The organism is Chryseobacterium nakagawai (assembly GCF_900637665.1).
Classification (GTDB): Bacteria; Bacteroidota; Bacteroidia; order Flavobacteriales; family Weeksellaceae; genus Chryseobacterium; species Chryseobacterium nakagawai.
In genome coordinates, this window is sequence record NZ_LR134386.1 from 4,915,474 (window position 1) to 4,940,639 (window position 25,166).

Below are 25,166 nucleotides of genomic sequence, written 5' to 3' on the forward strand. Positions count from 1 at the left end.
ATTTTGATCTGGGAAATATTGATAGAATTCTTAATTCATATTCTGATATTGTGGATAACTTTTTCTTACTGTAAATTAGACTTATTTTCGAAAAACCTTTTCCACAGGCATATTTCATAACCTATTAAATATGTGTTAGATATAACAGTATTTATTATACAATCTCATATTGTGGATAACTTTTTCAACCACAGATTGCACAGATTTACACAGATAATTTTTCCTTTTAAACTGATATTTTGATCTGGGAAATATTGATAGAATTCTTAATTCATATTCTGACATTGTGGATAACTTTTTCTTACTGTAAATTAGACTTATTTTCGAAAAACCTTTTCCACAGGCATATTTCATAACCTATTAAATTTATGTAAGATATAACACTATTTATTATACAATCTCATATTGTGGATAACTTTTACTTACGAATGGTACGCAAGGCTTTCTTGGCAATATATTGAGTTTCCTTTGTGTTACTTTCCCGTAGCCATTCATCACAGATTTCCACTACAAATTCCGGCTGGGATTTACTGGCATCATTCAGCCAATTGCCGACACTATCCTGTACATATCTTGATGAGTCTGATCTTAATGGTTCTAAAATTTCCAGTCCTAATCCTGGATTTTGTTTTAATGCTTCAATATGCTCACACCATACTCCTCTCGGTCTTGTTGATTCACTCGCAAAACGTCTGATATTTTCATTGTCGTGCTTCGTCCATTCTGATAAAATAGCTATACATTCTTTAAAATTTTTCGAAATATCCGGACGTACAGTCATCCAACAAATTTCTCTTACCCCAAAATGAGAGTCTGCAGCAAAAGACTGAATCTTTTTTAGTTTTTCTTCTGTATTAAAAGCATCATTTCTTCCAATGGTATACGCCACCCAACAGCGAATCAAGTCAGCAGGATGTGTGGATAATTTTGAAAGAAATTCTTCATCCCGGTTTTTGAGTGTCAAATCAAGAATTCCCAGTCCAATTGCTTCATTGATGGTGTTGACCGTTTGTTTTTTCAATTGGTCTAGATTTTTCAGGATAGGCTGGAAATATTCTGACCGATTATTCTGTATTAATAGATTTTCCAGCAACAGTCTTTGATCAACGGCCAACCATTCTGTAAGATTAGCTGTTTCAATTTCACCTCTATTCAATTGTATTAAAATATCGGCAGGAATATCTTTTATAGAACGGGCTCCTTTTCTTTTTTCTGTCATAATACTTTTATTAACTCTTCCACATCTAATCTATTCATGTAATTTACATCTAAAAATTTATATGTGACTACTCTATTTTCATCCACGACCAAAACAGCAGGAACCGGTAAAATATTACCATTATTTTTATTGAAATCAGAAAGATTAATTCCAAGTTTATGATAATAAGGAAGTACAAAATCCTGCAATTTAAAAGTTATACCTAATTGTTCAGCAAAATGATTATCAGTATCTGTTAATACTTCAAACTCAAGGTCATTTTTCTGAACCATACTTAGAGAATGATCTGGATTTTGCGGAGAAATAGCAATTAAAGCAGCTCCTTTTTCTTTTATTCTGGAAAGATTGTCCTGTAAAAATTTTAGTTCCAGGTTACAATAAGGACACCAGCTTCCTCTGTAAAAAGCCAAAATTATTTTCCCATTGTTAAGAAATTCTTTGGAACTTATTATTTTGCCCAAAGCATTGGACAATAGAAATTCTGGCATCTGATCTCCTACCTGAATGCTATTTTCTTCAATCTTCATTGTTTTTAAATCCTGAATAGATTTTCCAAATGCTTCCAATACCTCCTTCGGAAGCTGCGAAGATAATTCCTGATTCAACTGTTCGATCTGTTTTGCCAGTGTACTCATTCTTTTTAATTTTTATTATTTTTACAAAGGTCTAAAAGCCTCTATAAATAAGCAATAACGCATATTTTTCACCCATAGGGATAAAAAAGTCAATTTTATGGAAATAAAGGGAAGAGCTGAAGAAAATAAAATTTGTCCGTTGGAAGTTGCCGTCAATACCATCAGTGGAAAATGGAAAATTCCAATTGTTTGGCAAATTAATGACGGAAAAAAACGTCCAAGTGAATTTTTGCGTGGAATCGCAAAAGTAGATCGCAGAGTTCTTAATCAACAGCTTACAGAAATGGTTGACGATGGCATTTTGACAAAACAGTCTTTTAATGAGCTTCCCCCTAGAGTTGAATATACCCTGACTGAGCTTGGTAAAAAGCTGGTAACGATTCTTTGGCAGCTGAATGATTGGGGAAAACTGTTGATCCCTGAAGAGGAAAATGCAGATGAGTATCTATTGGAACATTCAAAGACGCAAAACTATTCTGAATAAACAGTGCTTTAAGGTGGAAGGATTTTATCTTCGATAAAATTGTATACTGCAAAAAAAAATCATCAAAAATGCACGAATACTTTAATTTACACTTATCATCTATGTTCCTATTATGATTCATTTTTTTACTGGATAGACCCATAGATTTTAGAGTTATCTTATAAATATTAATAAAAATAAATTCGTGGCTAAAAAACACTTGTAAATCTATTTGTTTCTTAGCGTTTTCCTACAATACCAGAGGTAGGTCAACTCACAGTTTCAATATCTCACAAAAATTCTCATATTTGTAGCCTAATCAAAAAAACACCATGAAGAAAATCACATTGAGTCTTATCATTATCTTACTGGCCATAAGCTGTGGCAAAGAAAAATCCGGTGACAGACTTTTAGAAGAACCGGATAAGGATGAACATCTCATCACAGAGAATGCTTTAAAAATCAATAAAGATAAAAATACGATCAAGGAAAGATTCACTTCTCCGAAAGATTATGAATGGATAGAGGAAAATCCGGATTCCTTCGGCTATTTCATTGAAAATTTTAAACTGAAACCTTATGGAAGCCAGATTTTAAGATATGACAACTCTCCTATTTCCACACAACATCTTCATGAAGCCGTTTTTGATATTGATACAGGAAATAAAGATCTTCAGCAATGTGCAGATGCAGTGATTCGTCTGAGAGCTGAATATCTATACAAAATAAAAAAGACGGATGAGATTAAGTTTCATTTTACGAGTGGACATCTTCTTAGCTGGAATGATTATAAAAATGGAACAAGAGCTTTTGTGAATGGTAATTCCGTCACCTTTAGAAAAACGACTGGTTTTGATGATTCTTATCAGGGTTTCAGGAATTATCTGGACCTCATCTTTAATTACGCAGGTACTATTTCACTCAATAAAGAAACTCAACCGGTGACAAAAAGCTCAGATTTAAAAACCGGAGACATTCTGATCACCCCTGGAAGCCCGGGCCATGTAGTTTTTATTGCCGGAGTTTGTAAAAACAAAGAAGGGAAAAAATTATTTTTACTGGGAGAAGGATTCACGCCCGCTCAATCTATACATCTGTTATCCAATCCTTTTCAGAAAAAAAATTCGCCCTGGTATGATCTTGATGTGAATACTCCTGAGACCAAAACAGCGCGATATATTTTCAAACCAACAAATTTCAGAAGTTTTTAATTCTATATATTCAAAACTAATGGAAAGTTACTACGATAATCTGAACTTGTTTTTGTAAATTTGTGTTCGAAATTTTTTACTAGATGAAAGAGAGTGCTGTAAAAAAGATTGCAGTTCTTACTTCAGGAGGAGACTCTCCAGGTATGAATGCAGCATTAAGAGCGGTAGTAAGAACCGCCAATTACTATAATATTGAATGCTATGGAGTAAGGGAAGGCTACAATGGCCTTATCTGCAATGATTTCCTAAAAATGGGAGCCCGTTCCGTAAAAAATATAATCAACCAGGGTGGAACGATTCTAAAGTCTGCCAGATCCGCTGAATTCAGAACCAAAGAAGGCCGTCAGAAGGCTTATGATAATTGCGTAAAGCTAGGTATTGATGGTTTGGTATGTATTGGTGGAGACGGAACTTTTACGGGTGCCAAGATCTTCAGTGAAGAATTTGGAATCCGAGTGATTGGTATTCCGGGAACGATCGATAATGATATCTTCGGAACAGATAATACCATCGGATATGATACTGCGTTGAATACCGCCATGGACGCGATTGACAAAATCCGTGATACGGCCACTTCTCACAATAGAGTTTTCTTTGTGGAAGTAATGGGTCGTGATGCAGGATTTATCGCTTTAAACAGTGGATTAGCAACAGGTGCTTTGGATATTTTAATTCCTGAGAAAAAAGACAGCACGGATGATCTTTTTGAAAAGTTTAGAAAAGCAGAGAAAACAGGAAAGGCATCCAGCATTGTAGTAGTAGCAGAAGGAGAAAAACTAGCCAACGTTTATGAACTGGCAGAAAAAACAAAGAAAATATTCCCTGATTATGACATTCGTGTAGCAGTGTTGGGGCATATGCAAAGAGGAGGATCTCCTAGTTGTGCAGACAGAGTATTAGCCAGCAGACTTGGGTATGGTGCAGTAGTAGGATTAATGGATGGGCAAACGAATGTAATGGCAGGAATGCGTTCCAACGATGTGGTGTATACCCCTATTGAGGAAGCTATTAAAAAACATAATGAAATCAATAAAGATTTAATGTTGATTTCAGAAATTTTAGCAATCTAATTATTTTTATAAATCTAATAAAAACAAACTATTATGTCAACAATTAAAGTAGGTATCAACGGTTTTGGTAGAATTGGACGTCTTGTTTTCAGAGCAATGACTGAAAGAGACAACATTGAAGTTGTAGGAATCAATGACCTAATCAATGCAGAATACATGGCTTACATGTTAAAATATGACTCTGTACACGGTATTTTCCCAGGTGAAGTTTCTGTAGAAGGAAACGATCTTGTAGTAAACGGAAAAAAAATCAGAGTAACTGCAGAAAAAGATCCTAACAACCTTAAGTGGGACGAAATTGGTGCTGATTATATCGTAGAATCTACAGGTCTTTTCTTATCTAAAGATTCTGCTCAGGCTCACATCAACGCTGGTGCTAAGAAAGTAATCCTTTCTGCTCCTTCTAAAGATGATACGCCAATGTTCGTAATGGGAGTAAACCACAAGGAACTTACTGATGATATCAAAATTTTATCAAACGCTTCTTGTACGACCAACTGTTTAGCTCCTTTAGCTAAAGTAATCCACGATAACTTCGGAATCGTAGAAGGTTTAATGACCACTGTACACGCTACAACAGCTACTCAGAAAACTGTTGACGGTCCTTCAATGAAAGACTGGAGAGGTGGTAGAGCTGCTTTGAACAACATTATCCCTTCTTCTACAGGTGCTGCTAAAGCGGTAGGAAAAGTAATCCCTTCATTGAACGGAAAATTAACAGGTATGTCTTTCAGAGTACCAACTGTTGACGTTTCTGTAGTAGATTTAACAGTGAGAATTGAAAAAGCTGCTTCTTATGAAGAAATCTGTTCAGTAATCAAAGCTGCTTCTGAAGGTGAATTGAAAGGTATCCTTGGATATACTGAAGATGCAGTAGTATCTCAGGATTTCGTAGGAGATAAGAGAACTTCAATCTTCGATAAAGATGCTGGTATCATGCTTTCTCCTAACTTCGTAAAACTTGTTTCTTGGTATGACAACGAAATGGGTTACTCTAACAAGTTAGTAGATATGCTTGTACACGCTGCTTCTTTATAATAAGTAATGAGTAATCAGCAATAAGTAATATAAAGCCTTCCCAATGGGAAGGCTTTTTTTGATACATTATATTTTTTAAAAAATGTACTAGTCACTTATCTTTTTTTAAAAGCTCTTTTAAGTATTCCTCAGCTTTTTCTTTACTTAATTTTTCATCCATTTTTTGAATAACACTCAGAATTGCCTCATATTTTTTGGCTTCGGTTTTTGCCTTCTCAATATTAGCATCACTTTCTGCTTTACTAATCGTGCTCTCTGCCTCAGCCTCTGCTATTGAAATCAACTTTGTATTATCAATAATTGTTGTAAAAAGTGTTTGCAATTGCGAGTCACTTAATGTTTTTTCTACTCTTATAGTACTATTAAGTGCTTCAAATTGAGCCGCATCTATTTTCTTATTAATAAATAAGCTATTAATATCATCTTCTTGATCTATCGAAGCATAGTACAATTCATTCAACCGATATAAAGCATCCCTTAACATGTTCACAGCAGCTGTTCTTTTTCCTAACTGTGCAATAGTTCGTTGTGTGTTTAAAGCAAACTCGGCATCTATCTGTCCTTTTATATTTGCTTTTGCCGTAATCGCAGTTATAGACTGTATTGCAGCATCAGGAGAATTCTCTGCAAGCACTCTGATTTTGCCATCTTTTACATACATCACTGAACCTCTTTTGGTAGCATCATAATAAGACCAAAGGAAAGTTCCGTTATCTTTCTTGATAGTATTTTTATCATTCTTTTTAGATTTTCCTATTTCTACATTTATAGAATCATTTTCTACATATTGTGGGATCCTCACAATTCCAGCACTTCCTCTGGCTCTATTATTCATAAAACAACCACAACTTAACATACAAACGGTCAGGATAATAAACGAAATTATTTTCATGATGATTAGTTTTTTCAGGTTAAAGTTTTTTTGATTGGAAATAAAGAAGATGAATAGAAAGCTTCAACCGTAAAACAAGAGGCTTTAGAAATTGAGCTTCCATGGTCATTAGTTTCACATAAAGCTACAATACTTTGAGGCTACATGAAATACCACAAAAGGGGGATTTTTTTATCAAAATTTTATTAATTTTATGAAAACATCAACCATGGATAAAAAATTTATACCCCAGGCTAAAAAGCCACATCTTCTGACCAGGGTCTGGAACAATTATCCGGAGCTCTTTCATAACGAAAGCACAATGATGACGATCCCTTCCATTGAACGTCTTATCGGAGAAATCTTTGCTCCCGGAAGATTTTATCATTACATCATCAACTTTGCAGACAGCACGATCTACAACCATCATGAAGACATTCTGAAAATACATGGATTGAGTAAATATCCCATACATCTTAAGGAAATCATAGACCTCATCCACCCTGATGATCTGGAGTTTGTCATGGAAGCTGAAAGAATGTGCATGGCGAAAATGATAGAAATAAATGCTTCCGACCGACTTTCAGAACTGAAATTCAGCTATTGCTTTCGGATGAAGACCTTCAAAGGAAATTACGAACTTTTCCATCATCAGTCTTTACATGCTTATAGGGATGAAAGTGGCAGAATTTTGCAGGCTATTAATATCCATACCAATATTGAGCATATCACCCATCAGAATTCTTACACCGTTTTAATCTCCGGCATCAACGGTAGTGAAGATTTTCATCAAATGCAATGGCAAAAAAATGATAAAATAACCGAACCTCTCCTTGTCAACTTTACCAAAAGAGAGGTTGAAATTATTACCTATATCGCACAAGGCTATTCTGCCGGAAAAATCTCTGGACGATTGAACATTTCCGAAGAAACTGTAAGAACCCACCGAAAAAATATTTTAAGGAAAGCAAATTGCAAAAACTGTTCTGAGCTCATTAAAATGGCCTTTGAATGGGGATATTTATAGAATCTACTCCCCAGCCTGATAAATCTCACGATACCATTTCGGTGTAAAACTTGTACTTTTATATACCTAAGGAATGAACAATGATACAACCGCGGTTTAAAGATGCTCCACATTTTAGAAATTTTTGGGAAAAAGGTAATGGAAAACAGCTTATTGAGTTTTCCGGTGCTGAAGTAAGCTTTAAAAATTTTGAAAAATACGCTCCTTTCTTTTATCATGTAGATGAAACCGGAGATGATGTGGTAAAAGAGGTTTATTTTACTAAAAAGTTCCACGAAGCATCCAAAGAAATTGAAGGGTATATCCGAAATGGAATTTCTGAACATGATCCTGTGACCGAAAGTGTAAAAAAATTGTTCGCTCAAACCCAAAGTATTCCAGATTGGCTGGATTATAATTTACTAAAAAGCGGTGCTGAGCTCTGCATGCGCAGCAACCTCGATTCATTGATTTCTTTAAGAGACTATTGCCTGATAGGAGGCTATGATTACGCTTACCTCAACAAACCGCTTATTGTTACAGAAGCATTAAAAAAAGGAGCGGTAAAACGTCTTTCTGAAACCTTAGATTTCTGGGTGAACGTTACCCGTTATCATGCATTGGAAATTCACGCCAAAGGCTATGAATTTGCTATCAAAACCCGCTTGATCCATTCCTATGCCAGACTTTCTATCAAAAAACATTATAAAGCATGGGATACTGAAAACTGGGGTGAACCCATCAATTCCTGGGATATGATGGCAACCTATATTGGTTTCAGTTTAGTTTTTCTTCACAGTCTTCAAAAATTAGGAAATACATTTTCCATTGAAGAAGAGCAGGGCATTTTTCACCTGTGGAAATATGTAGGATATCTTCTTGGAATCCCGGAGCAGCTTCTTCCTGATGATAAAAAACAGGCTACAGAATATTTTCATTTATGGACTTCTGTGCAGCCACCGTCAGATAAAGATTCTGTTCTCTTGGCTCATTCTCTATTAGATGAATCGTTGGAAAATCCGATTTTAAAATTTGAATTCCAAAGAAAAAATCTGAGATACCTTCACGTCTGTTGCACCTGGTTTCTGCTGGATGATGAAGTCTGCAAAAGACTACAAATCCCTGAAGTTTCCAACAGAATGTTGTTTCCAAAATCAAAAATACTTTTCAACAGAATTTATGATCGCCTTGTGAGCAGAGATTCAAGGATAAAAAGAGGAAATAAAGATCAGATGAAGGTATTGAAAGATTATCTGAACATTACTAAGAACTCAAATTTTCATTAAATTCAGCCTTTTAAGGAAACGAAAAGGGGAAAATTACATTTGTTCATCTTCCTTAGCACTATCCGAAGAAAGTTTTCTGTTTCTGAAATTCCAGATCAGGTACAATAAAAACAACATAAACCAGACACCAAAGACTGCACTAATGAAAAATCCTACGATAGAAGGGTGTAGATAGTTCGGTTTGTAAAACAGACGATCAAGGATTGCAAATTTTTCTTTTAACTGGCCTCTTTCGTAAGTATTTCGTATTGCATTAAGAGGCTCCTGCTGATGATCTCTGTAATAAAAAACATCTTTAGTCAGATCTTTCGGAACGATCTTCGTTTCTATATTATATTTTTTTAAAAGGACATCCAGTTTCTGAAATGAGGCAAGCAGTGAATCCTGGCTATATTTGTAAAGCAAATTGTACCTTTTTGTCGCATTTTGATACTTTTGTTTCTGTTCAGGAATGTTATGCAATGAAGAGAACAAAATATTATTTTTAAGAAAAATACACATTTTATCATCGTAATCGGGATGTACTACTGTTCCTTTAAATATAATTTGAGTACTATCCCCTATATTCTTTTTAGAAATAATCCTTTTTTCCATCTCACTGGTATCAAGTCCAAGAATGTCGAGTACTGATCTTGCTTTATTGCTTATTTTTTTGTGATCGGTACTTAGCACAGTTAATGTATCAATACTGTAATAAGTCGATTCTATTGAATAATAATCCTTATTGTCCGGATAATAATACAGGGTATCTCTCTGTTCTATCACAGGATAAGGTTTGGGATATAAAATATTTTCGGGGTTAAACAGTTTCTCTGAACTGTAGGAAGTATAGTTATATAGAAAAGGCTGTAAGACATTCAGCAGCGTTTTATCTTTATTAAGGTCCTTTTCAGGCAATTCAGTTCGTAGTTTTGCATTTAATCCGAAACTATAACTGATGAAAAAAGTCAGGGACAAAAAGGATATCAATAAAAGCACAATACCTATTCCCAATTTTTTTGATAGATCATATTTCTTTTGGGAATGATTCCTAAGGAGAAAAATAACAAAGAAAAACAGAAAAAGACCAGATACGAAAACGTGAGAAATGGAAACGTCATCATAAAATTTGAACCTGTAAAATTCTGTATAAATATAAATTCCCTTAAGACCCTCAAATTTTACATATCCGTAAATAAAGTAAGCCAGGTGGATGACAGCTAATACAGCAAAAGATTTAATCAGGAATAATTTTAATTTTCTGTCCATAAGAATGATCTTAAAAAATAATGTTTTAAGATAAGCATTTTTTATATCAGATGGATGAATTTCTGGTTGAACCCATCAATATAAAAAGTAGTATAATCATTAAAAAACAGGCTAACTCAATAGGTTGTAAAGACTATAACTCTTAGAAATTATCCGGTCAATATTAATTTCCAGCCTCCTGTTTCCTGCTTCCAGCCCTAACTTTCTTTATTTTTTCAATATCTCCATACCACATTTTGCATCTCCTTCGTTATGAATAACATCAGTCTTAAAATTTTATCATTTTTTAACTCTAAAAACCGGTTTCAGGGATAAATAATATTAGTTTTTGATCTATAAATTATGTATTTTTGAGAAATTATTTTAATAGAGATGAGTAACATTGATGATAAGAAAAAAGCACTCGCATTGGTGCTTGACAAGCTAGATAAAACATACGGAAAGGGAACGGTAATGACTTTAGGTGATGATTCTATAGACAATACCATAGAAGTAATTCCTTCCGGATCTTTAGGATTAGATATCGCATTAGGTATAGGAGGATATCCAAAAGGAAGAATCATTGAAATATATGGACCTGAATCTTCAGGTAAAACAACATTAACACTTCACGCTATTGCTGAAGCTCAAAAAGCTGGTGGTATTGCCGCATTTATTGATGCTGAGCATGCTTTCGACAGAACTTATGCTGCGAAATTAGGAATTGATTTAGAAAACCTTATCATTTCTCAGCCAGATAACGGAGAACAGGCTTTAGAAATTGCTGATAATCTGATCCGTTCAGGAGCAATTGATATTGTTGTTATTGACTCTGTTGCTGCGCTTACTCCAAAAGCGGAGATTGAAGGGGAAATGGGAGATTCTAAAATGGGTCTTCATGCAAGATTGATGTCTCAGGCATTAAGAAAATTAACGGCTACCATTTCAAGAACGAAGTGTACTGTAATTTTCATCAACCAGTTAAGAGAAAAAATCGGTGTAATGTTCGGTAACCCTGAAACAACTACCGGTGGTAATGCTCTTAAATTCTATGCTTCTGTAAGAATTGACATCAGAAAAGCAAGTGCACCAATCAAGCAAGGTGATGAAGCCATCGGAAGCCGTGTGAAAGTTAAGATTGTGAAAAACAAAGTTGCTCCACCTTTCAAACAGGCAGAATTCGACATTATGTATGGAGAAGGAGTTTCTAAAGTAGGAGAAATTCTTGATACAGCGGTTGATATGGGAATTGTGAAGAAAAGCGGTTCTTGGTTCAGCTACGAAGAGTCTAAATTAGGCCAAGGGCGTGATGCTGTAAAAGATGTTTTAAAAGATAATCCTGAACTTGCCGAGGAATTGGAAAACAAGATCAAAGAGGAGTTGAAAAACAAATAATTTTTTAAAGTCATTAATAAAAAAAGACAGCCTTCAGGCTGTCTTTTTTTATTAATGACTTTAAAATGCTGAAAGCCTATAATGTTTCCATAGGAACGTAATACGCCTGTAATGGAAAAAAAAATGATTTTACAGATTCATCCTGTACAAAAGAATCATTAATCACAGAGATATGGCTTTCTCCTTCTTCTTCATATCTGTAAAATTTATCGACATTTATATTGAATAAATGATCATCCATAACTTTGAGAAATTGCTCCATAAAAATGAGATCAACAGCATAAATTTCTTCAAAGCATAAACTTTGATTATGAAATTGGGCATCATTCAACAAAGAAAATAGATCTTCTTTCTTTAAAATATACTGAATAGGAAATTCCAGCCTAATCTTTTCTAAAGTACGGGAATATTCTGCAATCGGAACTTCAATGCCATTCTTTGTCAATTTCATAAGCTTATTTTCGGATTTTGAAAATAACAGAATAGAATCAAACTTAAAAAACTTTGATAAATATTTTGTCTGAACACTGTATAATTTAAGAATGTAATCATTTATTTCATCACAGGAAAGCAGCACCTCAACAGATGAAAAATCTATTCTTTTTTTATCAAGCTCCTTTCTTTTCTCTATAATTAAATTCACCACTGGAAAACTGCAGTTCTCTTTTGAAATGGTGGAAAAATCATCATACCATGGAGCATACGTGATATATTTTCCTTTCTGAAATATTTTAGTTGTGTTATTCTCTGGGGAACCTGTATAATGTAATATTGCGTTCTTTTCCCATTCTTCCAGCGTACTGTTTATCCACGAAAAATGAAGTTCTTCACGGACCTCCACTTTTTTACCTATCAGCCAAAGATTCCATAGCAGTCCCCACATATCGGATAACCAGGGATCTATTATTTTAACATTCAGTCTTGAAACTTTATGAGTCTCATATTCTCTTTCCCATTTATCATGATTGATTTGCTGAATAACAGAATATAATTTTTCGGAATCAGACTCAAGCTTATCCCAAAAACCCGCATCAACCAACTTTAACATATACTGAGCACCTCCTACCTCTTTATCATTCTCAATAATCAATTCTACATTAATTCCCACCACATGAGCCATAGTCTTTAAGGCTTCTATGCCAGCGTTCTCAATAATCGTATGAGCTCCCGTATAATCTCTCGTATCGGAAACATAACATATTTCAGTTTGAGCCAGGTAATCTAAGTTGTCAATTTTTTTACTGAAAATAATATCTGAATCATGATAAAACACACAGGATTCACTTAAATACCCGAACTCCAGCCAATGTTGTTTTAAAATATTTGGTCTGATAGACGAGAGGTATTTCTTTTCTTTTCTGGTATCAGGATAAAAGAAAATTAATGCATTTTCTTCTTCATTTTCCTTAAACAATAAAGCATCTTTACTAATGCCCTTATCTGGGTCATATCCGATAATTACATGAATATGCTCACGGGAAATACTCAGTTTTCTAAAATTTAAAAGCTGAATTTCAAGTTGCCACAAAAAATATTTCTCATCAGGTTGAGCCGATAAGTAGATCATAATATGATTTCTTTTTACATGTTAATCTTAAATTTAAAATCTTTGCCAGACATCTTTTGGGCACGTAACAGAATCCAATCCCCTATCTGTTCTTTTTTAACTTTATAATTTTTTTCCAGAAAGTTATAGATATCCTCATCAGTTTCTATGGCGTCCAAAGATTTTATAAGAAGGTCGATGCCTCCTTTTTCTAATATGGCATCTATAACGATTGCTCCCATCAAATAGTCTATACTGATATTCTTATCAAATGATGGGGTATCAATCAAAGCTGGTTTTATATTCTTATGTTCGTTATAATAATTATTGAATTTTGTAAATAGCTCAGAATAAGAATATCCAATATGTGTATTTTTCTGACTGCTATAGATACTCAATCCTGATAAAAGTAAATAATGAGCATAGGGATATTGGATATTGATTCTATGAATTAACTCATGTTTATGATTCTCACCATTCCTGACAGTAGTATAGATGATATTATTTTTTGAATCAAAAAAAGCACAATCAGCTACATTATTCATAGATGGAGCAAAATCAAATCCTGAAATGGTATAAACCTGACGACAATTGTCAGCAAGAAAATATTGTATATCATTTGGAATCGTAAGCTTAAACAATTTATCTAAATTTTCAATTGTAACATTAGCTTGTTTTGCCTTTTCTTCATTTAAAATATAACCTGTTCGATAATGATAGTTAATCCGTCCTATTTTATGGCTTTTCCAATCCTTTGTTGCATAGGTAAGGTAATCTGAAAGTAAAAACATATTATTATTTTTCTCCGCCATCACATTGGTAATAGCAAATGGCTGAAGTGCCCCATCATTAATAGTATAAAACTGTGAAACAATCTTATATTGCTCAGAATTAACCGATTCAATTGAAATCACCTGGTTTTTGAAAGACAACTTAAATAATGATGGATTATAATATCCTTGTGAAGATAATGCATTACACCTCCCTTCTGTTAGATATTTATCTTTTTTCCATAATGAACAATCTCCTTCATTACCCTCCTGAAAAGAATTTAAATATTTATTCCATACCTCATTAATAGCCTTCTGATCATCAGTATACATACCCTCATAAGGATTTTTTTGCACACTAACCTGCGCGTAGAACGAGGCAAAAAAAGCTGTAAAAAAAATGATGAAAACCTTATTCATGTAATATTTTATTTAGATTATTTGGTAACTCCAGACATAATATACTAGGTACTTTGTCCCATTCTGAAAAGCGCAATAGCTGAAATACCTGCCCTATAACTCCTGTAAATAAACCTAATACCTCAGTTGTTCCTTCATTTCCTTCTCTCAAGATGGATCCTTCTAAAATCTTCTCGGCAACTTTATCTATATAGGCAAGTATTTTAGCCTGCTGTATTTCATCCTTTGCCTGTAAAGCCATAGCATACAGCACCTCAAGATTTCCTAAGTCTCCATGACATATACATTGATTGTATCCTATCCCATGTTTAATGATATTTTCTCTGGCAATAGCGATTTCATTTTCAATGATCTCATCTCTATAATATTCGGATAACAATAATCTTCCCAATCCAATTCCTGCTGAGCCATGACACCATGCAGCAGAGTCTCTGGAAGAAAGTATATCTTCCCTATTATCAATCCATCCTTCAATTTCTTTATCATAAAAGGAACGGTCATGATTCAGTATTTCATCAACCTCAATATCAATATCTTTATGTAAAGCTTTCACCTTACTGATGACCAAAGCTGCAGACGATGATCCATGGGCAAAACCTCCAAAATCTTTAACAACATCATTATCAATAGATTCCCATAAAAGCTTATTTTCTGTTCTTTTTGCCTCTCTTTCTAATTTTTCAATGCATTTATCGATAAGAGATTTCAACTGCTCTTCGTACTGAACAGGAAAATCTTTCTTCAGATCAAGAAGCATTGATAAGAGTCCCAATGTTCCGAGCAAAAAGTCATTTTGTCTGGTTGAGCCTAGAATAAAACTCAATTCGCTAAGCATAATCGGAATAAGGCCTATATTTTTTTCAGTATGGAGCACAGAGTTCTGAAATAGAAGATATAGAAGTGATGCTGGGTAATAATAAGGAGATACAGGAGTATTTTCTAAGATTTCAGGCGAAAGATTAGGATAATATTTATCATGATGCCTTCTCAATAAAATATCTGATAGTTCGTCAAAAATACTTTCAGCTGCCCATTTATATTTTGCCTCACTCGTAATATCATAAAGATGTAAATAAACAAAGCACATTCCTGATACTCCGTCATACAAGTCATAGTTCAACAAACTGATATTATACTTGTTATTATTTTCCCGAACTTTACTGATCCAGTTTATTTTACCATGATGCAAAATTTTTCTTTCCAAAATTTCATCTGCAATTTTAATGGCTGCAGCTCGTGCTTTAGTATGAACTTCATTAGTTTTCTTTATCCCATCTACAGAAATTTCAAAAGGAATTTCCTTCTGAAGAATTTGTTTTTTCCTTATATCACATTCTTTACCTAATAAATCAAAGGCATAATTGGTTGTAAGATCAAGAATTTCCAACTGGATTTTAAGTTTATCCTCATTAAGGGAAGCAAAACGATTCTTGTTATAATTTACAATATCAAACTGCCAGTCTTCACATAAAACATCATCATTTCCATCATATAATCCTCCATTTTCAGTATTAAAATAAAAGAAAGGAATATCATTAGTATCAAATTGTCTTGCTATAGATGCTTTTAAGGTATGGGGAGCTACCAGCATTCCATCAACATAGGTAATTTGTATAAAACTATCAAGAATCTCTAAAAACTCTGTGTTATCAATCAAATTTTCAGGAACAATAGATTCTCTTAGTAATTGGGTATATACAGAGGTAGCATGAAGAATAACCCTAAGTTTCTTTGGAAGTTCTCCCAATTTTTCTATAAAATAGTCTTTGTTGTCAACAAAGAACAAATACATCTCTTGAAATCCTTTTTTAACACACTCATAATAAGTGTCATTAAAATCTACATATTCATTATTAATCCGGGGAACATGAGTATCTGTTCCGGTAAAGGCTCTTCCTTCTTTCTTTTCAAATGTTAGTGATTCTTTATCCCAATTGGAAAAGGTAGTTTCCTGATTACTCAATCTAAAAAATATTGAACTCACCAGATAAGAATTATACTCACCATCTATCATGAGCAGACCTGTGAGCGCATCTGTTTTAATAACACTTTCCTTAAAAATACCTGTAACTGTATCATAATTTTTAAGCAAAGGCTTTGATATGATACATTCAAGATCAAAAAAACCAATTCTATTATTGGTTATGATTAAATTATCTGGGATTATATCTGAGGTTCCTAATGCATGGAAAACGCATAGCGTCTTCCCTAAGCTCTCATAGAATTTTTCGACTTCAGCCTTTGTTTCAAAATTGTTTCCGTATTCAAGATGTGACATCCAGGAATAGTCATCTCTTGTTATAATGGATGGAATTTCAATATTAAGTTCTTCTCCTTTCTCGCGAATTAATGACAATACATGACTAAAAAAAAGCTCATTATAAGAATCTCTGGGTTTAAAATATAAAATACTTCCTTCCTCAAAGGTTACAGAAATCACAAATTTCCCACCACGATGGATATCTCCTTTAAAGAGTTCCAGTCCTATCATCATATCTGGAGTGATATTAATTTGAAATGAATCATTAATCTCCAAATAATCCTCTTTAAGCTTATGAAGGAAAAATACGCAATATTCTAATCTCTTATCAATAATTGCTGTAATCTTATCTTCAATATCAGGATATTTTTCTAAAAAATATTCCTTCCATTCAAAGGTGTTGGTAAGAATAATAAAATCTTCCAGCAATGAATCTTCATTAAGCAGTTCAGCTCTATTCGCTATTTCGAATTCATGAACCATTGTTAATGACAACAACCCATTTTTTAAGCTTAAGATGATCTGAGATGAAATACTGTCTAGAATTTCAGAGGAATAATCTAGGTTGTATTGAGAAATTAAGCAAGCTAAAGATGATTCAACATAACTATTGATATCATAATTACAATAATAAAAATCGGGAGTTACATGATGAGGAACTGCCGTATTTTTTAATGAAAATCTAAACATATTAAAGATAATTGATATAGTGTAAATGAATAAGGAACGGAGAACCGTTCCTTATAATTATGTGTAAAACTTACTGGTAAGTTATTATTCCATTCCATCTTCAAACCCTTTTGGTCTAGGAATTCTAATAGTTTGCGTTACGCAACCGCAAACAGCAGTTGCATCACATCCAGAGCTACTTCCTGTAGCCCCGCAAGAACCTCCTCCAAATACACTTAACATACTTTTTTTAGTAAGTTTACCGTAGTTGCTTTCAAAAGAAGCAACTTTCAATTTTTTGTTTAAATCTTTCATCTGTAATATTTGTTTATAATAAGTATTTCAACAAATATAGATTTAATTACTGAAATTAAGCAAATAAAAGCAAAGAAATTTAGAATATTTCTTGTTATTCAAAAGGATTTGTGGATTTTCATGATTAAAATGAATATCCATTATTTCCCCTAATAAGAGGGCATCACTGGATTCTTTAGAGTTGGAGAGCATACTTTTCACCGTTTGGTAAAGCACTGATGTTTTCTCCTCCCACACTTTATTTTTAGCCTGTTTAGCTGCAATCAATAAAAGTAAAATACTCAGAAGATAATCTTCATCTACTGCAGAGTATTCTTGTTCAAAGTAGTTGAAAATATTTTCAAATATTTCAAATAACAAAATATCTGAAGCAAAACCGGAAAGTTCCGAAATATACGTAAGCTTCAATGTGAATGCTGAAACAAAAAGCAATTCTTCCGGCTCCAGCCTTCTTTTATCAGTCAGTAACGGTTCAATTCTATGTACTTTAATTTTTCTTAAAATTAAATTGGCACAAATAAACAATGAAAAGGTCCTGTTGATATCACTATTTTCATTTTTACTCCGGATACGGGCATAGTAATAATTAAATAAATCAAAAAGTACCCCATAATCTGTATTATCTTCACTTAAATAGTGAATGGTAAATTTATAGATCTGATCATCAAAATCTGCGAGAGACGATTCTGTATTAATTTGAATGATTTTTTTTTCTTTACAAAATTCAATCAGCCATCCTAAACCTGCTATTCCGGAATAAAAGGAGTAATCTGTAATATCCGTATTTTCAATAGACTCATCTAGCAAATTATCTATTTGAGTAGTATAATCCTCACATTTATCATTTTGAAAATATAGAGTAATTAAATCGTTTGACTTGAATCGTATTTCATTTCCGGTAAGGAGATACATTTTAGTTTTTTGTTTAAAAATATTAAAATATTTTTGATATTACAGAAATGAATAAACTGACCAACTATTTATAGTCTTATGCTAAGTGTATAGCCTTTTTATAATTTATCAATAAATGAACTACAACTAAAAAACGGTCTGAACATTCAGACCGTTTTTATTTTATATAGATATTATCTTATTTTATTCTGCAATCTTACCCTGTAACTGCATGGCTCCTGCAACCTGCATTCCTAGGCTAAGGGCAGCAAATCTCATATTTTCTTTACTTACAAAAGCATCTACTATGAAGAAGTCTTCCACTTCTGTATTGGTAATCAGTCTTAGTTTCAGAATAAATCCTTTTACACTTCCATCCGGCAACAATTCACTCTCTTTAATATCCAGTACCTTACCAATAAAGTCAATACATCCATAATCAGGAAGATCCTGGCTTGGTTTATAAGCGGTAAATTCTTCATCAGTCTTCGTACCATCCGGTAAATCAAAACTTTGATGAAGATCTAACACGAAAATAATTCCACTCAAATTAATATTTAGCTTATTCTGTGTCTGATATTGAGTTTTGTTTTCTGCATAATCTGTAGGGAAAAACCAAAGTCCGAAAGTATCTCTTCCAAGACCTCCTACGATAGCTTCATTATTATCCACATTTTCCCATTCACGAATTTCTTTAGTCTCGAAATCAAGAGAGAAGTTGGTTTTTACTTCCGGATAAATGGTATTAAAATCTTCAGAGATAATCGTTTTGAATCTTATATCTGCAAATTCTGTATGCTTAGTCTTTTCTTCCGCAAGTATTTCATCTACTCTGCACAAAGCCATTGTTTCCATCAAATATTGAGAATATTTTTCCTGAGTCTGGAAATTTTGAAAACCAAAAATCCCACCCCACATATTCGCAAGAGAATGAACATTTGATTTCTTCATGATAATTCCAGCTTCATTTGTACTTTCCGGGCTTTTGATCTCTTCTCTGTTTGTAAAATAATCTTTACCGTCTACCAGCTGGTTATTCATGATCTCATTGTTTTCTTCATGAGAGAATTCAGCAAAGCCTTTGAAAGTAACATTTTCATTCTCGAAAGCATAAGGCAATGCAATATTATTTTGCTCACCATCATTAAAATGATAAGAAACTGTAATCGCTTTAAGATCTTCCGGGTTTACTGCCAATGCATGGTTACCATCATTATTGAACTGAGAATGATAAAGAATAGCATACGACTTGATTTTCCCTTCTTTCAACTCGTTTTCAAACTTTTCTTTCATGTTGCTAAGCACGACTTGTGGTGAAAGCCCATAGGTAGGATCTGTAATCATATAAGCAAATCCTTCTACTTGACCATCTTCTTTTTCAAACGCTGAAATAGGAGCAAAATCTCCTCTTAATTGAAGGGCAATAGAATACACGATATAATCACTATAAATCTTGATCTTTTCATATAATTCATTCACCTTTTTCTCTTCCATAGGTTGTGGTGGTACTGGCGTTTCCAATACTGGATCCTGTATTACCTCTACCACTTCCTCTATTTTCTCTTCTACTATTTTCTCCTCTGGCATTTCTTGCTGCTGAACCGGAGCACTGACATTTTCCTGTCTGTTGTCTTTCTTCTTAAAAAAATCAAAGATTCCCATATTGTTGTTAAAATTGGCGGTAAATATAATAAAAGCTCGCAATAGGCCCATCATAAAAAAAATGCCATTGTGTCAGTTTATTATTTGTTATAATGTTATCAAAATAGTTTAAACAAAAACTCGGCGGAGCCTTTGGCTCCGCCGAGTTTATTTTAATTAGGTTTATCATCTGTTAACTCAAACCCCCAATCTTTTCCTTTTTGGGTGGCCGGAATTCCTTTAGTCATCCAGACCGGAGCTTTAGCTCCTTTAAGATAATAATCAAAAAACTGCTGTTCTCGAATTTGAATATCTTTTCTGTTCTGGCGTTTGATAAGGTTATGATCGTCACCATTATAATTCAGAAGCCATGCCGGTTTTCCGAGACGGCGTAATGCTGTAAACATTTCGATTCCCTGATACCATGGCACTGCACCATCCTGATCGTTACTCATAATAGCTACCGGAGTTTTTACTTTATCAATAGCAAAAAGCGGTGAATTTTTAATATAAAGATCCGGTGCTTCCCATAGATTCTTTCCAAGTCTGCTTTGCGATTTTTCATATTGAAACTGTCTGTTCATTCCTGAACCCCATCGGATCCCTCCATAGGCAGAAGTCATATTGACTACAGGAGCACCGCTCCAGGCAGCGGCATACATATCAGTATGTGCAATAAGATAAGCTACCTGATAACCACCCCAGCTTTGTCCCTGAATTCCTATTTTAGTACCATCTACCCAAGTGTTTTGCTTCAGTTTTTCAACTCCGGAATTAATATATTCCATTGCTGATTCACCGGGAAGTCCGTCTGTGTAAGAAATATCAGGTGTGAAAACCAAATATCCGTTGCTCACAAAATAAGAAATATTTAATCTTGAAGGGGTTGGTGAAGGAGCCACATAACGGTTCAGATTATCAGAAAGTTTTTCATAAAAATAGACAATCATAGGATATTTTTTGTTCGGATTGAAATCTTCCGGCTTGTATAAAACTCCTGTAGACGTGTTTCCTTTTGGTGTTGCCCAATGTACCAATTCGTCCGTTCCCCAATTATAAAGGTTTTGTTGCGGATTGGTGTCGCTTATTTTTTGTTGTTTTGAGAAATCTGATGTTGTAAAAATATTCGGCGAATCTGTATAGGATTCTTTTACTACAATATATTCTTCTGCATTTTTTGCTTTTTGAAGACTACGATATCCCCATACCTCTTCCATTTGAATTTTTACAGGATCTGTATTTGACTGGATAGAAGTTTTAAAAATCCCGTTTGCTTTAGTTGTATTATCAAATGCAGACAAATAGATAGAAGACTTTCGGTTTAGACTCTTAATATCTTTATCTAAATCGTAAGTATCAAATGTTACTTTATTTTTACGTCCAAATCCATTCGTAATATTTCTTGGTTTCTTTGAGCCGTTCAGGAAAAATTCCCAAAGGTCATAGCGGTCTCTGATAATGACAGACTCATCATTATCCGTCCAGGAAGCAATTCCGTAAGGGTTTGGAAAATCCGGCATATCAAACTCTTCATCCACAAAAGAAACCGGCAATCCACTAGTAAGAGGCAACGTTTGTTTTGTCTTAACATTATAGCTCAACCATTTTCCTTTTTCACTATCAAAAATTACAACGAATTTCCCCAATGGAGAGACAGCAACCGAACCATCTAAGTTTTTAACGATTTCTGTTCTTTCTCCTGTTTTGTTATCAATCACAAAATAGGTTTTCTTTGTTGAACCTTCCCATTGCGAAGAAATACGATTATTCAAGCTGGTAACTCCCAATGCAAAATCAGCATTTCCTTCGTTTACCAATCGTAAAGTATCCAGATCTGCCCCATCAATATTCCTAAAGAAATCAGGTTTCTCTGTTTGCATTACTGCAGCGTAAGATTTTTTCAAATCATTTTTCAATTCTTTAAGCTGTACCGTTTGTAGATAATCATCTCTGTAATTCCAGATATCCACCACAGCATGGTCATTCGCAATCATTGCGGTATCTTTTGCAATAGGTCTTGGAGCAACACCGAAATACAGTTGCTTTCCATTTTTACTGAATAAAGGTGCACGATTTTCAGAAATTACCCAGTCTTTTTTCATTTGGGTATTTTGATTGGTGATTAATTCCTGCTTATTTCCTTTAAAATTAAAGTAATACAAATTGTATAGCTTCACTAAATCATTTTGCGCAGAAGAAGTTCCTACGAATGCCAATTGGCTTCCTATCTCATCAAAAGATAATTGTGAAAAATCACCTTCCATTTCCGAAACTTTAGTTATCGTTCCTTTTTGCAAATCTACTATCTGTACGGTTTCAAGAGTGTATTTCTTTGGTTTTGATTTATCAGTATCTTTATCTTTTTTATCTTCAGATTTTCCATCCGTTGAATCCTTTTCCTCTTTTTTATCCTTTTTCTCCTCTGGTTTCTTGGTCACAAAAGCGAGTTGCTTACCATTTTTACTGAACTCATAGCGGATTACATTATCATATGTCGTACTTTTCCCATCCAAAAGATTTCGCACGACCAATTGCAAAGGTTTTGCATTTTTATCTTCTTCTTTATTTTCATCACCATCTTCTTTATCTGAAGACTTATCTTTTGTATCTTCCAGAAGATAGGCCACATAAGAACCCGTTTTTTCAGGAATTTTAAATGTTTTTACATTAGGAATTTTCTCCGTCTGACCATTCAAAACATCCATTATTGCAAGACTGTCTTTTGTGAGTTTATTCTTTTTAAGCTTTTTATCTTTTACCGCTTTTATATCTTTATACAATGGGCGGATCTGAAAAACAGCAAATCTGGAATCACCTGTAAAATCAACTTTTGTCCCTCTCTCAAATTTCTTTGAAATTTTATTTTTAATTGAATATAAAAAAAGGTTAGGATTTCCCTCCTGAACATCTACAGAATAGGCAATCCATTTTCCATCATCTGAGATTTTTCTCGCACCTATATTTTGCCAATTGTCATAGACAGAATGGTCCAAAGGCTTCTTCTGCCCATACAGACTGCAAGCCATGATGAACAGAATAAAAATTGTACATTTCAACTTCATTTTTAATTTTTTTTAAAGGATTAAAAATAGGGTATTTCTTTGACAAATCCATACGATTCTTCAGTTCTATCTATCGAAAAAATGTCATTCTGTCACTTTCTTCCCAATGGTATTTTTTTTGAGAAAGATTTGAAAATAAAAAAATCTAAAATATTATGACGAAAGGAAATATTAATGTATCGGTGGAAAATATTTTCCCACTTATTAAAAAGTTTCTTTACAGTGACCACGAAATATTCTTAAGAGAGCTGATTTCTAATGCTACGGATGCTACTTTAAAACTAAAACATTTAACAAGTATTGGTGAAGCAAAGGTAGAATATGGAAATCCTAAGCTTGAAGTTAAAATTGATAAAGAACAGAAAACGTTACGTATCATCGATCAGGGTATTGGTATGACCGGTGAAGAGGTTGAAAAATACATCAACCAGGTTGCATTCTCAGGAGCTGAAGAGTTTTTGGAAAAATATAAAGATACCGCAAAGGATTCAGGAATTATCGGACACTTCGGACTTGGGTTCTACTCTGCTTTCATGGTAGCTGAAAAAGTAGAAATCCTTACCAAATCTTATAAAGACGAACCCGCAGTAAGATGGATCTGCGACGGAAGCCCGGAATTCACCCTTGAAGAAACAACTGATAAAACTGATAGAGGAACAGAAATCATTCTTCACATTGCAGAAGATTCTATAGAGTTTTTAGAAGAAGCAAAAATCCGTGAATTGTTATTAAAGTATAACAAATTCATGCCTGTTCCTATTAAATTCGGAACAAAAACACATACACTTCCTTTACCGGAAGACGCACCGGAAGATGCGGTTGCTGAAACTGAAGAAGTAGATAATATCATCAACAACCCTACTCCGGCATGGACTATCGCTCCAAGTGATCTGACCAACGAAGATTATATGAAGTTCTACCATGAATTGTATCCAATGCAGTTTGAAGAACCTCTATTCCATATTCACCTGAATGTTGATTATCCATTTAACCTTACAGGAGTTTTATTCTTCCCTAAATTAAGCAACAACTTAAATATTGATAAGGATAAAATCCAGTTATACCAAAATCAGGTATTCGTAACGGATGAAGTAAAAGGGATCGTTCCGGATTTCTTAATGCTTCTAAGAGGGGTAATTGATTCTCCGGATATTCCGTTGAACGTATCCCGTTCTTATCTTCAGGCAGATGGTGCAGTAAAGAAAATCTCTTCTTACATTACTAAAAAAGTAGCTGATAAAATGGCTTCTTTAATCAATGAAAACCGTGAAGACTACGAACAAAAATGGAATGATATTAAAGTTGTCATCGAATACGGAGTGGTTACAGAAGAGAAATTTGCTGAAAAAGCTGATAAATTCACATTATATCCAACAACAGACGGAAAATATTTCCTTTGGAATGAGTTAGTTGATAAAATCACGCCTACTCAAACTGATAAAGACAACAAGCTTGTAATTCTTTACGCAACCAATGCGGATGAACAGCACAGCTATATTCAGTCTGCAAAGGATAAAGGATATGAAGTCCTGTTATTAGATTCTCCAATCATTTCCCACGTTATCCAGAAACTGGAAACAACAAAGGAAAATATTTCATTCGCAAGAGTGGATGCAGATCATATCAACAATCTGATCAAGAAAGATGAGCCCGTTATTTCAAAACTGAATGAAACTGAAAAAGAATCTTTGAAAAAGAATGTAGAAGAAGCCATTCAGGATTCTAAATTCACGGTTCAGCTTGAAGACCTTGACAGCAATGATGCTCCATTTACCATTACTCAACCCGAATTCATGAGAAGAATGAAAGAAATGCAGGCAACCGGTGGTGGTGGCATGTTCGGAATGGGTGGATTCCCGGAAATGTACAACTTAGTTGTAAATTCCAACAGTGAACTTTCTAATCAGATTTTAAAAACCGAGAATACTGAAGAGAAACAAAGCTTAATCAAATACGCTTTAGATCTTGCTAAACTTTCTCAAAACCTACTGAAAGGAAAAGACCTGACTGATTTTATACAGAGAAGCTATAAGCAACTTGAAAAATAATTTACTTAAGACTGTTTCGAATGAAGCAGTCTTTTTTTTGTATTAAATGTTGGAAAACGCTAAGGCGCAAGTTTTTTTCATACAGGATACTTTAAGGCGCAAAGATTTTATCTACTATAAAAT

At 33.9% G+C, this 25,166-nt stretch carries 19 protein-coding genes; 8 read left to right on the plus strand and 11 right to left on the minus strand.

Annotated features, from left to right (window positions below):
- Positions 1-418: 418 nt before the first annotated feature.
- Positions 419-1,219: a DNA alkylation repair protein gene (locus EL260_RS22115; RefSeq protein ID WP_123857658.1), complete on the minus strand. Its 801-nt coding sequence runs from the start codon at positions 1,217-1,219 to the stop codon at positions 419-421.
- Positions 1,216-1,854 carry a peroxiredoxin-like family protein gene (locus tag EL260_RS22120; RefSeq protein WP_123857659.1) on the minus strand — a complete coding sequence of 213 codons (639 nt, stop codon included), beginning with the start codon at positions 1,852-1,854 and terminating at the stop codon, positions 1,216-1,218. The genes EL260_RS22115 and EL260_RS22120 overlap by 4 nt, the downstream gene beginning before the upstream one ends.
- 97 nt (positions 1,855-1,951) lie before the next feature.
- On the opposite strand from EL260_RS22120, the gene EL260_RS22125 reads away from it, so the two are divergent.
- The 4 genes from EL260_RS22125 (at position 1,952) to gap (ending at position 5,636) form a co-directional block, all read left to right on the plus strand.
- Positions 1,952-2,338 (plus strand): winged helix-turn-helix transcriptional regulator, encoded by a 387-nt coding sequence (locus EL260_RS22125; protein ID WP_123857660.1) that lies wholly within the window; start codon positions 1,952-1,954, stop codon positions 2,336-2,338.
- A gap of 311 nt (positions 2,339-2,649) precedes the next feature.
- Entirely contained in the window at positions 2,650-3,528 is an 879-nt protein-coding gene (locus EL260_RS22130; RefSeq protein WP_123857661.1) for a DUF4846 domain-containing protein, read from the plus strand.
- 83 nt (positions 3,529-3,611) lie between these two features.
- Complete coding sequence (gene pfkA, locus EL260_RS22135) at positions 3,612-4,598, plus strand: 6-phosphofructokinase (RefSeq protein WP_123857662.1); 987 nt, start codon at positions 3,612-3,614, stop codon at positions 4,596-4,598.
- A gap of 33 nt (positions 4,599-4,631) precedes the next feature.
- Complete coding sequence (gene gap, locus EL260_RS22140) at positions 4,632-5,636, plus strand: type I glyceraldehyde-3-phosphate dehydrogenase (protein WP_123857663.1); 1,005 nt, start codon at positions 4,632-4,634, stop codon at positions 5,634-5,636.
- Between the two features lie 91 nt (positions 5,637-5,727).
- Here gap and EL260_RS22145 read toward each other — a convergent pair whose 3' ends face one another.
- Positions 5,728-6,528, minus strand: coding sequence for a hypothetical protein (locus tag EL260_RS22145; protein ID WP_123857664.1), 801 nt, complete (start codon positions 6,526-6,528; stop codon positions 5,728-5,730).
- A 193-nt stretch (positions 6,529-6,721) separates the two neighbouring features.
- Between EL260_RS22145 and EL260_RS22150 the strand changes: the two genes are divergently transcribed.
- Positions 6,722-7,534 carry a response regulator transcription factor gene (locus EL260_RS22150; RefSeq protein WP_228445570.1) on the plus strand — a complete coding sequence of 271 codons (813 nt, stop codon included), beginning with the start codon at positions 6,722-6,724 and terminating at the stop codon, positions 7,532-7,534.
- 80 nt (positions 7,535-7,614) lie between these two features.
- A complete protein-coding gene (locus EL260_RS22155; protein WP_123857665.1) occupies positions 7,615-8,799 on the plus strand; it encodes an oxygenase MpaB family protein in 1,185 nt (394 codons plus the stop codon).
- Between the two features lie 33 nt (positions 8,800-8,832).
- Here EL260_RS22155 and EL260_RS22160 read toward each other — a convergent pair whose 3' ends face one another.
- A complete protein-coding gene (locus tag EL260_RS22160; RefSeq protein ID WP_123857666.1) occupies positions 8,833-10,047 on the minus strand; it encodes a hypothetical protein in 1,215 nt (404 codons plus the stop codon).
- 372 nt (positions 10,048-10,419) lie between these two features.
- Here EL260_RS22160 and recA point away from each other — a divergent pair, with 372 nt between their 5' ends.
- Positions 10,420-11,421, plus strand: a complete 1,002-nt coding sequence (gene recA, locus EL260_RS22165; RefSeq protein WP_123857667.1) for a recombinase RecA — start codon at positions 10,420-10,422, stop codon at positions 11,419-11,421.
- A gap of 76 nt (positions 11,422-11,497) precedes the next feature.
- Here the strand turns inward: recA and EL260_RS22170 are convergent, their stop codons facing one another.
- From EL260_RS22170 to EL260_RS22200, 7 genes are all read right to left on the minus strand, one after another.
- Positions 11,498-12,988 carry a hypothetical protein gene (locus tag EL260_RS22170; protein ID WP_123857668.1) on the minus strand — a complete coding sequence of 497 codons (1,491 nt, stop codon included), beginning with the start codon at positions 12,986-12,988 and terminating at the stop codon, positions 11,498-11,500.
- A gap of 14 nt (positions 12,989-13,002) precedes the next feature.
- Positions 13,003-14,157: a hypothetical protein gene (locus EL260_RS22175; protein WP_123857669.1), complete on the minus strand. Its 1,155-nt coding sequence runs from the start codon at positions 14,155-14,157 to the stop codon at positions 13,003-13,005.
- Entirely contained in the window at positions 14,150-17,107 is a 2,958-nt protein-coding gene (gene lanM, locus EL260_RS22180; RefSeq protein WP_123857670.1) for a type 2 lanthipeptide synthetase LanM, read from the minus strand. Before lanM ends, EL260_RS22175 begins: the two co-directional genes overlap by 8 nt.
- Before the next feature lie 84 nt (positions 17,108-17,191).
- Complete coding sequence (locus tag EL260_RS22185; RefSeq protein ID WP_123857671.1) at positions 17,192-17,401, minus strand: hypothetical protein; 210 nt, start codon at positions 17,399-17,401, stop codon at positions 17,192-17,194.
- A gap of 42 nt (positions 17,402-17,443) precedes the next feature.
- Entirely contained in the window at positions 17,444-18,313 is an 870-nt protein-coding gene (locus tag EL260_RS22190; RefSeq protein WP_123857672.1) for a glycoside hydrolase family protein, read from the minus strand.
- A gap of 183 nt (positions 18,314-18,496) precedes the next feature.
- Positions 18,497-20,008: a hypothetical protein gene (locus tag EL260_RS22195; protein WP_123857673.1), complete on the minus strand. Its 1,512-nt coding sequence runs from the start codon at positions 20,006-20,008 to the stop codon at positions 18,497-18,499.
- A gap of 98 nt (positions 20,009-20,106) precedes the next feature.
- On the minus strand, positions 20,107-22,995 hold the full coding sequence (locus EL260_RS22200) for an alpha/beta hydrolase family protein (RefSeq protein ID WP_123857674.1): 2,889 nt from the start codon (positions 22,993-22,995) through the stop codon (positions 20,107-20,109).
- Between the two features lie 155 nt (positions 22,996-23,150).
- On the opposite strand from EL260_RS22200, the gene htpG reads away from it, so the two are divergent.
- Positions 23,151-25,043: a molecular chaperone HtpG gene (gene htpG, locus EL260_RS22205; RefSeq protein WP_123857675.1), complete on the plus strand. Its 1,893-nt coding sequence runs from the start codon at positions 23,151-23,153 to the stop codon at positions 25,041-25,043.
- The last annotated feature ends 123 nt before the right edge of the window (positions 25,044-25,166 follow it).